Source organism: Pseudomonas sp. P9_35, from assembly GCF_034008205.1.
Taxonomy (GTDB): Bacteria; Pseudomonadota; Gammaproteobacteria; order Pseudomonadales; family Pseudomonadaceae; genus Aquipseudomonas; species Aquipseudomonas kilonensis.
Genome location: NZ_CP125373.1, coordinates 3742685 through 3757553 on the forward strand (window position 1 = coordinate 3742685; position 14869 = coordinate 3757553).

The following is a 14869-nucleotide window of genomic DNA, read 5'->3' on the forward strand; positions in this document are numbered from 1 at the left end:
GCGCTTTTGGTTACTTTTGGCGCTCTTCCAAAAGTGACCCGCCGTAAGGGCGGAACCATAAGCCGCCACTACCGAAGAAATGGATATTCACCCAACCTAACCCACATCAATCAACCCCACTACCCGCGAAAACACCAACTCCATCTCAGGCTCACTACAGTCCACCCCAAACCGCTTGCGCAACCCCAGCTGGTTCAGAATCACATGCACATCCGCCACCAAATCGTGCTGCCGCAAGCACGCCTGAACACACTGCAATGGACAACCATCCAACGCAATGATCCGCCGCCCCGACCGCGCCTTGTCAACCAGCGGCGCCACATGCCCACCCACCCCGACAATACAAGACATCTCCGCCAAACCCGCACGGTCCAACCGCAGGGCGACGGTGTTGGCCAGTTGCGCCACGTTGGAACAACCGGAACACGAATACACCAGAGGCAATAAACTCGGGGCTTTCATCAGACCGTCGCCAACCCCTTGCCCGCCCGTTCCAGATTGCGCCAGAGCCAAGGCGGCAGGACGTCCGGATCAAGACTGTCGATCAAGTTCTTCAACGCCAGCCCCAACTCGGTATCCCCCTCGATCACCAACCGCCGACGAAAGAACAACGTATCCGGGTCTTCCTGCCGGCTGGCCAGCAACAGGAATTCGCGCCAGTTGCCGCTGATGGTGACCTGGGCCTCGGCCCGTTCGGCAATGCGCAATCCGTCCCGTGCCAAGGTCAGGTACCAGCACAGCTTCAGGTCGGGCACGCGCAGGCACAACCAGCGTCCACGCAGCACATCGAATCCGCCATCGCGCAGCGGCTCGGCCAGGCAGCGATTGAGCGCCTGCTGCAACGCCAGTCGCTGCACCACGAACGGCACCTTGCCCACCAGCGGCAGCAAGCGGTCGGCGCCTTTGAGCACCCACTTCTTCGGACTCAACACAGGCCCGCCTCCTCTACCTTCAACATGCCGGCATGGCCGTGCCAGTAACCATTGCAACCGTCCACGAACAGCGGCGGTGCCTCGCCCTGGCGAACTTTGTCGAAGGCCGTGACCACCTCGGCCATGCCTTGGGCACGCGGACTCAGGCGCAGCACATCGGCGCCGCAGGCCATCAACGCGTTGTAGTCGGCCAGCAGGTTCGTCACCTCGCCGGACATCGTCTGGATGCCGTTGAGGGTGAACAACTGTTGGCCTTCCTGACTGCTCAACGCCAGGCCGTCGGGGTAGTTGATGCAGCAGAACTGACAGTCGTCCTTGGGGCGGTTTTCGGCTCGGGCGGTAAAGCAGCGCGCCGAGTACGCCAAGGGCAGATGACCGTAGGCGAAGATCTCCACCTCGGGCACCTCGCGGTCCATGTCCCGCACCTGCTCCAACACATCGCCGATCAGCGCCGCCGAACACTCCACAGGCGGCACCCAACGGATCATGCCGCTGTCGAGCAATTGCCCCAGGGCGTGGCCGTTGTACAAGTTCAGCGCCGGTCCGCCGACGAAAGGCAGCTTGCGTTCGGCCATGAACTGCACCGCGCCCATGTCGTTGGCTTCCACCAACAACTGGCCGTTGTCACACAGGCGTCGCAGCGAGGACAGCTCCGAGGCTGCCTCGATCAGCGTCAGGCTCGACAACACAATCTGTGCCTGGCTGCACGCTTGCAGCTCGCGCGCCAACCCCAGCCACTGATCCAGGGAGAACGCCCGGCGTTTCGAACACACGGTTTCCCCCAGGTAAATCACGTCCAGCGGCAATGCCGACATCTCGGCATAGAAATTCCCCAGTTGCGCTTTGTCCCAGTAAAACAGGACCGGTCCCAGGCTGAGTTTCATCTGGCCTCCCCTCATTGCCATGATCGATGGTAGGCACCCAGGGTGGTCTGGCTGCCTTCGGACAAGCCAGCCAGCACCTGGCGCCATTCTTCCTGCACCCGGAACCGTTGCGGCGCGGCCTTATGGGCATCCAGTGCGGCGCGCCAGACCCGGGTCACTTGCTCAACGTAGGCCGGGCTGCGTTGGCGACCTTCGATCTTCACCGCTTCGACGCCGATGGCCGCCAGCTCCGGCAGCAGGTCGAGGGTGTCGAGGCTGGTGGGTTCTTCCAGCGCATGGAAGCGCTTGCCGCCGACCAGGAAGCGGCCTTTGCACAGGGTCGGATAACCGGCCGGTTCTTCGGGGGTGTAGCGGTCGATCAGCACCTCGCTCAGGCGTGCGCTGAGGCCTTGGGCATCCTCGCTCCAGCGCACCGCCTTGGCGGGCGAGCAGACGCCGCACAGGTTCGGCGATTCGCCGGTGATGTAGGAAGACAAGTGGCAACGGCCTTCAGCCATGATGCACAGGCTGCCGAAACCGAAAACTTCAATCGGCACCGGACTGCCCGCCGCCACCTGTCGCACCTGGGCCAGGGACAGTACCCGCGGCAGCACCGCGCGACGGATGTCATAGCGCTGCGCGTAGAACGCCAGGGCCGCGGCGTGTGTGGCCGAGCCTTGTACGGAAAGGTGCAGCGCCAACCGAGGATGGCGCTGGCTGGCATAGCTGAGCACGCCAGGGTCGGCGGCAATCAGGGCATCCACGCCGAAATCGGCGGCACGGTCCACCGCCCGTTGCCAGCGTTCCCAGCCCTTGGGCTGCGGGTAAGTATTGACCGCCACGTACAGCTTGCGTTGATGCTGACGGATATGTGCGACAGCCGCGTCGAACTGCTTGTCGTCCATGTTCAGCCCGGCAAAATGCCGGGCATTGGTGTCATCGCGAAAGCCGACATAGACGGCATCGGCGCCTTGGCGCACCGCCGCTTTGAGGGCAGGCAGATTCCCTGCCGGGCAAACCAGTTGCATGGGGCATCCTCATGAGAAAAACTCAAGCGCCGCCAGTCTAGCCAGCCCTCGGCCGGCGACCTTGACGACAATCAATTGCCGTCAATGCATCAGCTCGGCGAATGGCAGGTACAGCACCTTGTCGTGCTTGTGCAGTTGCGCCTCACACTCCACCACCGCCAGCCCATCGGCCCAGCAAGCGGCCGTCAGCATCGCCGAACTTTGCTGAGGGTGCAGTTCCACACACAGGTGGCCGCTGGCATCCGGAACCAACCTGGCCCGCAGGTACTGCCGGCGTCGGTTGCGCTTGAGCCAGTCGAACCCGGCTGGCACCTGCAACGGCACAGGTAACACGTCGCCCATGCCCTGGGCCCGGAACAGGAACGGACGCACGACGATCAGTGCGGTAATCAATGCCGCCGACGGGTTGCCCGGCAGCCCGATCCAAGGCTTGCCTTCCACATCGCCAAAGGCCAGGGGCTTGCCCGGCTGGATGGCGAGGCGCCAGAGGTCGATGCTGCCCAAGGCTTCGATGGCATGCTTGAGGTGGTCTTCTTCACCCACCGAGACACCGCCCGAGGTGATCAGCACATCGCATTCGGCGGCGGCCAGGCGCAACGCTTGTCGACTGGCCAATAGCTGGTCGGGCATCACCCCGAAGTCATGCACCTCGACACCCCAACCGCGCAACAGTGCGGCGAGGCTATGGCGATTGCTGTTGTAGATCTGTCCTGGCGCCAGTGGCTCGCCCGGCTCGCGCAGCTCATCGCCGCTGCTGAGCAAGCCCACTTGCAAGGGGCGATAAACGTCCACCTGGCCGACGCCGGCACCGGCGAGCAAACCCAACTCCTGGGCGCGCAAGCGCGTGCCGGCTTCAAGCAGCCGGTCTCCTCGACGCAATTCCTCGCCTTCCTTGCGAACATGGTCGCCGCCATTGACCGACGGCAACCAGACCCGCTCGCCATCGACGCGACAGCTTTCCTGCGGCACCACCGTGTCGGCCCCCGGTGGCAGCGGCGCGCCAGTAAAAATCCGCACGACGTGCCCGGCTTGCAACGGCTCGCCCGGTTCTTCACCCGCGGCGATCCGCCCACCCAACAGCAGGTAGCCGCCGTCACCCGGCAGGTCAGCGGCCCGCAGGGCATAGCCGTCCATCGCGCTGTTGTCCCAGGCTGGCAGGTTCATCGGGCACACAATGTCAATGGCCAGCACACGCGCCAGGGCCTGGTCCAGGCCAACCCGTTGCACGGGCGGTGGCGGCGGTGCCTGGTCGAGCAGATGACGGATCGCCTCATCCACCGGCATCAGCACGCCGCTGTCGCACACCCGACCGCTCACGAGCGTGTCTCGCAAGCAGTTGGGGCGATGCCGTCCTGGGGCTTGAGGTGCGGGGTGAAATTGCACGGGCCGGTGCGGCTGTCCAATTGCCCGGCCAGGATCTGCTCCCACCCGGTCCGGCACGCCCCCGGCGAACCCGGCAAGCAGCACACCAGCACCCCATTGCTCATGCCCGCCAAGGCGCGCGATTGCAGGGTGGACATGCCGATCTCCGCCAGCGACACCTGGCGGAACAGCTCGCCGAAACCGTCGACGTGTTTGTCCAGCAACGGCGCCACCGCTTGGGGGGTGTTGTCGCGCGGGGTGAACCCGGTGCCACCGGTCATCAACACCACCTGCACCTTGGGGTCGGCGATCCATTGGGAGACCTGGGCGCGGATCTGGTAGATATCGTCTTTCACCAACCCACGGTCGATGAGCACGTGTCCGGCCGTTTGCAACAGGTCCGCCAGGGTTTGGCCCGAGGTGTCGGTATCGAAGGTTCGGGTATCGCTGATGGTAAGGACCGCGATGTTCAGCGGTTGAAAGAGGCGTTGCGTCAGATGGGCCATGATCAGCCGTCCTGTCAGAAAAGATGGCCCAGCCTGAACCGCAATCGTTGCCGGGCCTATTCCTCGTTGGAGGTACCTCCCTTGGCACCCCATGCAAGAACGATCTGTCCCAGTAGGAGCTGACGAGCGAAGCGAGGCTGCGATCTTTCCCGGGCCACTTGAGTCTCAAGCGAAAGATCAAAAGATCAAAAGATCAAAAGATCGCAGCCTCGCTACGCTCGGCAGCTCCTACAAGGCATCCATTCAGGGTGCCAGGCGGCAACGCTGCCAGGCGCCATCCTGCAGGCGGTAGTCGAGACGATCGTGCAAACGGTCGGCGCGGCCCTGCCAGAACTCCATCCGTTCGGGCCGCAGGCAATAGCCTCCCCAATGGCCGGGGCGCCGCACGGGTTGATCGGCAAAGCGTTTTTCGGTTTGCGTCAGCAAGGTCTCCAGCGCGGCCCTGTCCTTCAGTGGTCGGCTTTGTGGCGACGCCCAGGCACCCAGGCGACTGGCGACGGAACGGGATTCGAAATAGGCATCCGACAGCGCCGGATCGAGTTTGTCGACCGGCCCTTCGATGCGTACTTGCCGCTCCAGCCCCGGCCAGAAAAACGTCATGGCCGCCCAGGGGTTGCCCGCCAGGTCCTGGCCCTTTGCGCTGTCGTAGTTGCCGAAAAACGAAAAGCCCTGGGCGTCGAAACCCTTGAGCAACAACACCCGGCAGTGAGGCCGGCCCTGCTCGTCCACCGTCGCCAAGGCCATGGCGTTGGCTTCCACCGGCGGGCTTTCGGTGTCGCGGGCCTGTTGCATCCAGAGCGCGAACAACGCCATGGGGTCGTCGGGGGCCTGGGCTTCATCCAGGCCATCGAGGGTGTACTGGCGGCGCATTTTGGCCAGGGAAAGGGGCATGAGGGTGATCTCCACGATGGATTTTGGCCAGTGTGGATTCTGTGGCGGTGGCGGGCCTTGATCGTTGTCAATGGCGGTTCTTGTGGTGGGTTGAAGGGCGCTATCGCGAGCAAGCTCGCTCCCACAGGGATCTTGTGAACACAGCAGATCACCTGTGGGAGCGAGCTTGCTCGCGATGAAGGCAACGCGGTCTAACAGATCAACGGCTACTTAAGCCCCAACCGCCGCGCCAGCTTATGCAGATTGCTCGGGTCAACCTCCAACAGCCGCGCCGCCCCCGCCCAGTTCTGCCCGCAGCGTTCCAGGGCCTTGAGGATCGCCTGTCGCTGGCAACCGTCGACGGCCTCGCTCAAGGGTTGCACGGGCGCCTCCAACGCTTGCAGAGCCTGCTCCGGCAGCGCCTGCGCCGATGCTGCGCTGGCGTTGACGTCAAGGTCCAGCACCTGGGGTTCCAGGGTCATGATCAGGCTGCGACTGGCGCCGCGGCTCAGCTGTTTCAACGCCGCGCGACTGATCACGTGCTCCAGCTCCCGCACATTGCCGGGCCAGCTGTACGCCAGCAGCGCCTGTTCAGCCGCCGGTGACAGGCGCAACCCACGCAAGCCCAGGCGCGTGCGGTTCAGTTCGAGAAAGTGCCCGGCCAGCATCAACACATCGTGGCCGCGCTCGCGCAGCGGTGGGATCGGTACCGGATAGACCGAGAGCCGGTGATACAGGTCGGCGCGAAACAGCCCTTCGCGAATGCTGTCGGGCAGGTGCCGGTTGGTGGCGGCGATGATCCGCACATCGACGTGCAGCGGCTTGTCCGCCCCCAGACGCTGGATCTCGCCGTTCTGCAGGGTCCGCAGCAACTTGGCCTGCACGCTCAACGGCAATTCACCAACCTCATCGAGAAACAGCGTGCCGCCATTGGCCGCATCGAAGCGCCCGGCGCGGTCGGTGGTCGCCCCGGAGAACGCGCCTTTGACGTGGCCGAACAACTCGCTTTCGGCCAGGGACTCGGGCAACGCCGCGCAGTTGACCTGCACCAACGGCTTGTGGCCGCGCCGGGACAGGCGATGCAGCCGCCGGGCGAACAGCTCCTTACCGACGCCGGTTTCGCCCAGCAACAGCACCGGCAGTTCGGAGTCCGCCAGCACATCCAGCTCGTTGAGCAACTGCTGCAATCCCTCGCTGCGCCCGAGGATCTCGCCCTCTTCGGCGGGTAGGCGCAGGTCGGTCTGGTCGCTGCGCGATGCTCGCAGACTACGGTTTTCCTGCTCAAGGCGAGTGACCCGCACCGCCGCCTCGATCTGCAACGTACAGCGCTTGAGCTCCTCGCGGGCACGGCTGTCGAAGGTGCCGGCGTGCAACGCATCCAGGGTGATCGCCCCCCAGAGCCGTCCTTCCACGTACAGGCTCACGCCCATGCAGTCATGCACCGGCAGTGGTTCGCCGACGTGGTTGTCGAGCAAGCCGTCATAAGGGTCCGGCAAACGGCTGTCCGGCTCGAACCAGGTGGGTTCGCGCGACGCCATGATCGCCGCCAGGCGCGGGTGCTGGGCAATCACGAAGCGCCGTCCCAGTGCCTCGTGGACCAGGCCCACCGTGGCCACGGGCCTGAGGCTGTCGTCGTCCAAACGCAGCAGCCCCACGGCGCCACTGTTGAAGTATTCGCGCAGGGTCTGCACCAGGCGCTGCAATCGCACCGCATTGGGCAGCTCGACGATCAGGTCGGCGGCCAGGCTTTCACGCAGCATGGTAGTGATGACCCTCCAGGGTTCGTTTGACCCTTCACAATCAGGGTGACAATCACCCTGGCAAAAATTTAATGCTTTGTTTTCAATCAGTTGAAACTGGCACGTCGACTGCAAAGTTCGCTCATCCGTCCCTGCCGGGATTCAACCCAAGGAAACATGATGAGCCTCGATTTGCTGGAACAAAGCCTCGGCCAACTGGCCTGCGACATTCCCGGTGCAACCCGTACCTTCCATCATTACAATCTCGACTTCTGCTGCGGCGGGCGAAAGTCCTTGCGTGAAGCGGCGCTGGGCAAAGGCCTGAACCCGCTGCTGATCGCCGACGCCCTGCGCACCCTGCAAGCCGCCGGGGAGCTGGGCCATGACTGGCGCGACGAGCCCCAGGCGACCTTGATTGCCCACATCCTGGAGCGCTACCACGCACGCCATCGCGAACAGCTGCCGGAACTGATCCGCCTGGCCCGGCGCGTCGAGCAGGTCCACGGTGCGCGCCCCAGTTGCCCGAACGGCCTGGCCGATCACCTGCAGGACATGTACCAGGAACTCGAAGGCCACATGCTCAAGGAAGAACAGGTGCTGTTCCCGATGCTGCAACAAGGCCTGGGCGAACGGGCCTCGGCGCCGATCCAGGTGCTGCGCTACGAACACGACCAGCACGGTGAAGCCCTGGAAACCATGCTCGCCCTGACCGACCAGATCACCCCGCCCTCCGACGCCTGCAACACCTGGCGCGCCCTGTATCGCGGGCTGGTGGAGTTTCGCGATGACCTGATGCAGCACATCCACCTGGAAAACAACGTGTTGTTCGTCAATGCGATGAAGCCAGTACGCTGACCCTCAAACATTGCCCATTACTCCTGTGTGACTCCTGTGGGAGCAAAGCTTGCTCGCGATGGCGTAGTGTCAGTCAATATCAATGTTGACTGATTCACCGCCGTCGCGAGCAAGCTTTGCTCCCACAGGCATTTGCAACTCTCATTTGCCGCCCTCATCCGCAGCTCAAAACTGCCAATAGAACATCGCCTTCGCCAACACCACGATCAGCACCATGTGCCCCAGGATACTGCGGCGCAACCAACAGGCGCGGCCGGGTGTCAGGCGACCGTTCTTGAGCCAGTACGCCAGCCACAAATAATGACCGATGATGCTCAGCGCCAGCAGGATCTTCAGGCTCAGCAGCAGGCCGAAGCTGTTGCTCAATGGCTGGCTCAATGCGCCGCGATGCTGCCAGGCCAGGGCCATGCCGGCGCCGTACAGCACCAGCACGACACCGTGCAGCACGTGCCGCGAGCGCTGGGCGATGGCCTGGTCGGCAGCGTCCCGGGTGCCTTGCGCCAGCGGCTGACGGGCGCTATGCCAGATGAAGACCTCGAAAAACAGCGTGCCAATGAAAGCGATGGCCGCCAACAGGTGGGTAACCAGCAAGACCCCGTACATTATCGATCCCCTCTACCCAACCGGCTCATCCCGGATGCCCATCCACCCGTGCCTTGAGCAGCATCGGCCCATAGCGCCAGGCGTATAGACCGAACGCCAGCGTCCAGCACAGCGCCGCCAGCCACAGCCCGGCCAACGGCAACAGCAGCACCAACAGCACGCGGCTCAGGCACGCCAGGTTCAGCAGGATGAACGCCAGGGTCATGCCCGCCGGCGGCTCGAGGGCGCGCCCGGTATGGCCCAGGCTGACACGGGCAACCATCGCCAGGATCAGCCCGGCCATGGCGCCGATGGTCAGGCCGTGCACCGCCAGGCTCGGGTTCACTGGCACGCCGAAGTGCCACAGCGCCATGCCCAGGCAAGCCACCGCCAGCCAGGCATAGGCCAGGTGCAACGACCACAGCAGCGGCACCCGCCACAAATCCCGATCATGCCAACGCACCAGTCGAATCCCGTGGCCCACCGCCAACGCGGCGAACAACAGGCCGACCCAGACGCTGGCCACCAGCGCCGGACCGAAGGCATACAACAACGCCACCAGCGCCGACCCTGCCAGCAACAGGCGATCAAGCCACGGCCAAGGGGCAACGCCCTCGACCCGTCCGAGGCCGCGCTGGGTAAAGAATGGAATCACGCGACCGCCGATCAACCCCATCATCGCCGCCACCAGCCACAGGCCGGTGAGCACGCTCTGGCGCTGCAAGCCCTCGTTGTGCTGCACCAGGCCGTATACGGACAACGCATCGGCGGCGGCCAACAGCAGCAATACCAGCACAATCGGGTAATTGCGCTTTTGCCGCACACGCCACAACATCACGCCCATCAACGCCGCGACCGCCAGGGCAAAACCCAGCTCCAGCAGCGTCAGTAACGGCCAGGGCGCATCGACCAACCAGGCCAGCCGCGCGCCCAACCACAACAACGCCAGGGTTGCCAGGCGCTTGCCGCTCAGGCCCGGGATTCCAGTCCAGGTTTGCACCGCCGTCAGCAGGAACCCGGCAATGATCGCCAGGCCGAAACCGAACAACAGTTCATGCCGATGCCAGGCCAACCAGCCGCCGGCCGGCTGCCAGGCCGACAAGCGCCCGGTGAACGCCGCGAGCCAAAGTGGAACGACCAACAGCGCCAATACACACCCGGCCAAAAAAAACGGCCGGAACGCCAAGCGCCACAACGGCAAAATGGCCATGGCCTTGCGACGGTCAAGCACTTGCATACATCACTCCTTTGCCTCGCTGAACCGCCAGCGAGGTACGACAAACCAGGGTTCGAATGATCGGCTATCGACGCCGGCCGGCCTTGTCTCAGATCAAGCCAGCGCATCGCCTCGAACAGGTACTTGCAAGGGGCTTGCCGAACTGGGTCTAACTGTCTGCGAAAACACCTCGGCCCCCTGTGGGAGCGAGCTTGCTCGCGATGGCGGTGGGTCAGGTGGCATTGATGTTGGGTGTGCTACCGTCATCGCGAGCAAGCTCGCTCCCACAAGGACTATAGCCACTAAGGGTATTTATGACCCTTTCATGGTTATTTTTACCCTTAAACGTCAGGGTCATTTGTACCCACCCCAACCTCAACACCCCAGGAATCAACCCCCGCAGGCATGGCCCGTCTCTTGCTCAGGCACGGCATCACCTTTCTTGTCGGGGTCATCCATGAAATCCGTCGTCCTGCCGCTTACCTGGTTCGTCTTGCTCTCCTGCGTCGTGGCGCTTGCCAGCGGCCTGTCCCTGAGCCTGGTCTGACCCCGATCACCTCTTTCGCCCTTACAAGGATTCCATGCCATGGTGCTCCACCGCGTCCATCACCAGATTCTGCGCAGCCATCACCTGTTCGAGCCGTTGAACGAAGAAGAGCTCAACGAATTGATGAGCAACAGCCAACTGCTGAACATCGACAGGGGCGATCCGCTGTTCCGCCAGGGAGAACCGGCGCAGGCGTTTTACTTCGTGATTTCCGGCGCCGTGAAAATCTACCGGCTGACCCCGGATGGCCAGGAAAAAGTCTTCGAGGTGATCGGCGAGCGCCAGACCTTCGCCGAAGCCATGATGCTGATGGACACCCCCAACTACGTCGCGTCCGCCGAAGCCGTCGGCCCGACCCAGGTCTACCGGCTGTCCAACGCCACCTACATGCGTCTGCTGCAAAGCAACAGCCGGCTGACCTTCGCCCTGCTCGGCAAGCTCTGTGTGCGCCTGCACCAACGGGTCAACGAGATTGAAACCCTGTCGCTGAAGAACGCCACTCACCGCGTGGTGCGCTACCTGCTGACGCAACTGGTGCGCCTGCAAACCGTGGACAGCCAGTTCGAATTGCCGATGGCCAAGCAGTTGATCGCCGGGCACTTGTCGATCCAGCCGGAAACCTTCTCGCGGATCATCCGCCGCCTGATCGATGAAAAAATCATCACCCAGGACGGTCGCCAGATCGCCATTCTCGATCGCCTGCGCCTGGAGCAATTCGAATGAGCGCGCAGCCCACTTGCCTGTATTGCCAACAAGCCAACCCGATACACGAAACCGAATGTCGCCAGTGCGGCATGCCCCTGCCAGTCGAGGCCGCAAAGGCCGGCGAGCGCCGGTTGCGGCGCTTCACCTGGTTCTGTGTCGGCTTGACGATCTTCTGCATCGTCATGTTCTTCTGGCTGCCCCGCAGCATCGCCTGAGCCCTCAATCCTGAGTCAACTGCCGATACAACTGCGGTAAACGCAGCGGCAGTTGCTCGGGCTGGCGAATCAAGGTGTAGCCGTTGGCCCCGAACATGTACGGCAGGTAATCCCCCGCTTCGCGATCGATGGTGATGCAGAACGGCGTCAGCCCTTGGCGCCGGGCTTCCAGCACTGCCTGGCGGGTGTCTTCTACACCGTAGCGTCCTTCGTAAAGATCCAGGTCATTGGGCTTGCCGTCACTGAGCAGCAACAACAATTTGCGCCGCCGCTTGCAGCCCGCTAACCGTTGCGTGGCCTGGCGAATCGCCGCGCCCATGCGCGTGTAGTAACCGGGCTTGAGCCCCTGGATGCGTCCGCGGGTGTGGTCGTCATAGCGCTGGTTGAACGCCTTGAGTTCATGCATGCGCACCTGCTGGCGGCGCAAGGAAGAGAACCCGTACAAGGCAAAATCGTCCCCCAGCACCGACAGGGTTTCGCCGAACAGCAACAGGCTGTCGCGGATCACGTCGATCACCCGGTGCTCGTCGTTGAGGTGGGCATCGGTGGACATCGACAGATCGGCCAGCAGCAGGCAGGCCAGGTCGCGGCGAGTCTGGCGCTGGTCCATGAACAGTCCGCGTTCGCTGCACTGCCCGTGCTGGCGCTCGACATGAAAGTCCAGCCAGGCTTGCAGATCCAGTTCCGAGCCTTGGGTTTGCTGGCGCAACCATTGGCGATCGTTGCGCAAGTGTTCGAACTGGCGACGCAAGCGCTGGGCCGAGCTTCGCAGGCGTGCGGGCAACGGCTGGGGCTGGCTATCGCGAGGGGTGAAGGTTTGCAGGCTGACGAAGTCGTCCTGCAGCCGTTGCTTGCGGTAATCCCATTCCGGCAACAGGATGCCTGCGCCCAACGGGATGTCATCCACATCGGCCGGCGGCAGGTCCAGGTGCAGTTTCAAACCACCGCCCTTGCGCAAGCGGGTGCGCGATAGGGTCAATTGATCCAAGTCCTCGGCGACGCGAGCGGCGTCCGGGTCTTCGCTGTCATCCGCCCAGCGATCCAGGTCCACGTGTTCGGTCCAGCTGAACAGGTTTTCCAGGCGCACGATCAGCAGCCCACCGTCACGGGTGGTGTCGTCGATTCGCTCGGCGCGCTTGCGCCCGCCCTGCTGTTCACCGGGCGGCGTCGCCAGGTATTGCTCGGACTCCTCAAGGTTGGCGGCCTGGGGATTGGCCAGGTGTTGGGGTGGGTATAGCCACAGCGGCAACGGCCAGGCCGCCCGCTCGCTGCGTGGAAAATGTTCGACACTGCCCGGTTCGCGCAAGGCTTGGCACAACGCCCGCTCCAGGGCGGCTTCGGCCGGGTTGAGCGTGGCCGGATCGGGGCGCAGGGACAGGTGCGCGTCCACCAGCCGCCGGTAGCGAGGGCGCAGCGCCGGATAGCGTTTCAACACCGCCAGGGTCCAGCGCTGATTGTCCCGCCCCCAGTGCTTCATCGGCCCCGACTGCGCGGCCAGCAACGCGAGCCAGCGATACAGCTCTTCGTTGAGCCCGACATCAGGGAACGTCGCCAGGCTCGCCGGCAGCCGCAGGTTATCGCCATCGCAACAGGCCAGGGGCACTTGCTTGCAGGTGCCGGCGATCTGCTGCAACAGGTTGCGCCGCAGCAACAGGTCACGGTCGCTGACCGCTTCCACCCCCAGGTGAGGCGCACCGCCGGTGGCGCGAAATAGCACCTGCAACGCGCGTTGCCGGGGGACCAGCTCGACCCGGGCCTCGGGAAAATCAGCACTGGCCCGGCGGGTGATGAAACGGTGCCAGACACTGCCGACCCATTCTTCCAGCTCCAGGGTGAATGCCATGGTTGTTCTCCTATCGACCCATTGCAGTGAAGAGACTGGCTCATACTGCTTTTGTGGCGAGGGAGCTTGCTCCCGCTTGGGTGCGAAGCGCCCATCAAAAAGGGTCTGCTGCGCAGCCCAGCGGGAGCAAGCTCCCTCGCCACAAAAGCTCCTTCGCCACAGTCTCAGTGGTGAGGATTTACGAAGGCACCACCGCCGCCGGTGCACGCAGGGCCGCACGGCCACGTTGACGGAAGCTGAACAGGTAGCAGAGCAACCCGGCCAGGAACCCGACGCCGCTGACCAGTCGCGCCCAGAACAGCGGCTTCAAATGATCCATCGTGGCCATGAATGGCAAGGCACTGCCATCCGTCATCCAGCGTTGCAACCACACCTGGACCACACCGGCTGCGGTGAGGAACAAGGTGATCATCACCATCGACAAGGTCATCAACCAGAAGCCCCAGATCTCCAGGCGCTGCGAGCGTTCGTCCGCTGCTTCACCCAACCCACGCAAGCGTGGCATGGCGTAGCTGATCAGCGTCATCACAATCATTGCGTAGGCGCCGTAGAAGGCCAGGTGCCCGTGGGCCGCGGTCAGTTGCGAACCGTGGGTGTAGTAGTTGACCGGTGCCAGGGTGTGCAGGAAACCCCAGACGCCCGCACCGAAGAACGCGGTGACCGTGGTGCCCTTGGCCCACAACGTGGCAGCGCGGTTCGGGTGTTGCCGACGACGGTTTTTCACCATGCTGAAGGCGAAGACCACCATGGCCAGGAACGGTAGCGGTTCCATCGCCGAGAAGATCGAGCCCACCCACAGCCAGACCTCGGGCGCACCGATCCAGAAGAAGTGGTGGCCGGTGCCGATGATCCCGGTGATCAACGCCATGGCGATAATCACGTAGAGCCATTTCTCGACCACTTCGCGGTCCACACCGGTGATCTTGATCAGGACGAAGGCAAGCATCGAACCCATGATCAGTTCCCAGACGCCTTCGACCCAAAGATGCACCACCCACCACCAGTAGAACTTGTCGCGGGCGAGGTTCGAGGGGTTGTAGAAGGAGAACAGGAAGAACACCGCCAGGCCGATCAGCCCAGTCATCATCACCATGCTGACCGTGGTCTTGCGACCTTTGAGCAGGGTCATGCCGATGTTGTAGAGGAACCCCAGGCACACCACCACGATGCCCATCTTGGTGATGGTCGGCTGCTCCAGGAACTCGCGGCCCATGGTCGGCAGCAAGTCGTTGCCGGTGAACTTCGCCAGCGTGGCATAAGGCACCGAGAGGTAGCCCAGGATCGTCGCCACACCCGCGGCGGCGAACACCCAGAACAGCACGATCGCCAGTTTCGGGCTGTGCAGTTCGCGGTCGGCCTCCTCCGGTATCAGGTAATACGCCGCGCCCATGAAGCCGAACAGCAGCCAGACGATCAGCAGGTTGGTGTGGACCATGCGGGCCACGTTGAAAGGGATCAGCGGGAACAGGAAGTCGCCGACCACGTATTGCAGGCCCATGATCAAACCGAACAACACCTGCCCCAGGAACAGCATCAGGGCAAACACGAAGTAGGGTTTGGCGACGGCCTGCGAGGCGAATTTCAGATGCGGATTAGCCATGCTCAT

Annotated in this window: 15 protein-coding genes; 3 read left to right on the top strand and 12 right to left on the bottom strand. The window is 63.5% G+C overall.

Annotated features, from left to right (window positions below):
• Positions 1 to 96: 96 nt before the first annotated feature.
• The 8 genes from QMK47_RS16250 to norR all read right to left on the bottom strand — a co-directional run bounded on the left by QMK47_RS16250 (position 97) and on the right by norR (position 7321).
• The gene (locus QMK47_RS16250; RefSeq protein ID WP_301300460.1) at positions 97 to 462 is read right to left on the bottom strand and encodes a putative zinc-binding protein; all 366 of its coding nucleotides are present in this window, start codon (positions 460 to 462) and stop codon (positions 97 to 99) included.
• Entirely contained in the window at positions 462 to 932 is a 471-nt protein-coding gene (gene ubiT, locus QMK47_RS16255; protein ID WP_003202468.1) for a ubiquinone anaerobic biosynthesis accessory factor UbiT, read from the bottom strand. The genes QMK47_RS16250 and ubiT overlap by 1 nt, the downstream gene beginning before the upstream one ends.
• Positions 926 to 1816 carry a U32 family peptidase gene (locus QMK47_RS16260; protein ID WP_003202470.1) on the bottom strand — a complete coding sequence of 297 codons (891 nt, stop codon included), beginning with the start codon at positions 1814 to 1816 and terminating at the stop codon, positions 926 to 928. The genes ubiT and QMK47_RS16260 overlap by 7 nt, the downstream gene beginning before the upstream one ends.
• An 11-nt stretch (positions 1817 to 1827) precedes the next feature.
• Positions 1828 to 2823, bottom strand: coding sequence for a ubiquinone anaerobic biosynthesis protein UbiU (gene ubiU, locus QMK47_RS16265; RefSeq protein WP_253475376.1), 996 nt, complete (start codon positions 2821 to 2823; stop codon positions 1828 to 1830).
• Between the two features lie 81 nt (positions 2824 to 2904).
• The gene (gene glp / locus QMK47_RS16270; RefSeq protein ID WP_320388733.1) at positions 2905 to 4140 is read right to left on the bottom strand and encodes a gephyrin-like molybdotransferase Glp; all 1236 of its coding nucleotides are present in this window, start codon (positions 4138 to 4140) and stop codon (positions 2905 to 2907) included.
• Positions 4137 to 4691: a molybdenum cofactor biosynthesis protein B gene (moaB, locus tag QMK47_RS16275; protein ID WP_014339169.1), complete on the bottom strand. Its 555-nt coding sequence runs from the start codon at positions 4689 to 4691 to the stop codon at positions 4137 to 4139. The genes glp and moaB overlap by 4 nt, the downstream gene beginning before the upstream one ends.
• A 243-nt stretch (positions 4692 to 4934) precedes the next feature.
• Complete coding sequence (pdxH, locus tag QMK47_RS16280) at positions 4935 to 5582, bottom strand: pyridoxamine 5'-phosphate oxidase (protein WP_253475382.1); 648 nt, start codon at positions 5580 to 5582, stop codon at positions 4935 to 4937.
• 206 nt (positions 5583 to 5788) lie between these two features.
• Positions 5789 to 7321, bottom strand: a complete 1533-nt coding sequence (gene norR, locus QMK47_RS16285) for a nitric oxide reductase transcriptional regulator NorR (RefSeq protein ID WP_253475385.1) — start codon at positions 7319 to 7321, stop codon at positions 5789 to 5791.
• 159 nt (positions 7322 to 7480) lie between these two features.
• Between norR and ytfE the strand changes: the two genes are divergently transcribed.
• Positions 7481 to 8155 (top strand): iron-sulfur cluster repair protein YtfE, encoded by a 675-nt coding sequence (ytfE, locus tag QMK47_RS16290; protein WP_258688256.1) that lies wholly within the window; start codon positions 7481 to 7483, stop codon positions 8153 to 8155.
• 165 nt (positions 8156 to 8320) lie between these two features.
• On the opposite strand, the gene QMK47_RS16295 is transcribed toward ytfE, so the two are convergent.
• Both QMK47_RS16295 and QMK47_RS16300 read right to left on the bottom strand, forming a co-directional pair.
• Complete coding sequence (locus QMK47_RS16295; protein WP_253475388.1) at positions 8321 to 8758, bottom strand: hypothetical protein; 438 nt, start codon at positions 8756 to 8758, stop codon at positions 8321 to 8323.
• Positions 8759 to 8783: 25 nt separating this feature from the next.
• Entirely contained in the window at positions 8784 to 9974 is a 1191-nt protein-coding gene (locus tag QMK47_RS16300; RefSeq protein ID WP_320388735.1) for an NnrS family protein, read from the bottom strand.
• A gap of 565 nt (positions 9975 to 10539) precedes the next feature.
• Between QMK47_RS16300 and QMK47_RS16305 the strand changes: the two genes are divergently transcribed.
• Positions 10540 to 11223, top strand: coding sequence for a Crp/Fnr family transcriptional regulator (locus tag QMK47_RS16305; RefSeq protein ID WP_003202487.1), 684 nt, complete (start codon positions 10540 to 10542; stop codon positions 11221 to 11223).
• The gene (locus tag QMK47_RS16310; protein ID WP_214510192.1) at positions 11220 to 11420 is read left to right on the top strand and encodes a protein DnrP; all 201 of its coding nucleotides are present in this window, start codon (positions 11220 to 11222) and stop codon (positions 11418 to 11420) included. Before QMK47_RS16305 ends, QMK47_RS16310 begins: the two co-directional genes overlap by 4 nt.
• A gap of 4 nt (positions 11421 to 11424) precedes the next feature.
• On the opposite strand, the gene QMK47_RS16315 is transcribed toward QMK47_RS16310, so the two are convergent.
• Positions 11425 to 13263, bottom strand: coding sequence for a nitric oxide reductase activation protein NorD (locus tag QMK47_RS16315; RefSeq protein ID WP_253475393.1), 1839 nt, complete (start codon positions 13261 to 13263; stop codon positions 11425 to 11427).
• A gap of 178 nt (positions 13264 to 13441) precedes the next feature.
• Positions 13442 to 14869, bottom strand: a complete 1428-nt coding sequence (locus QMK47_RS16320; RefSeq protein ID WP_214510190.1) for a cbb3-type cytochrome c oxidase subunit I — start codon at positions 14867 to 14869, stop codon at positions 13442 to 13444.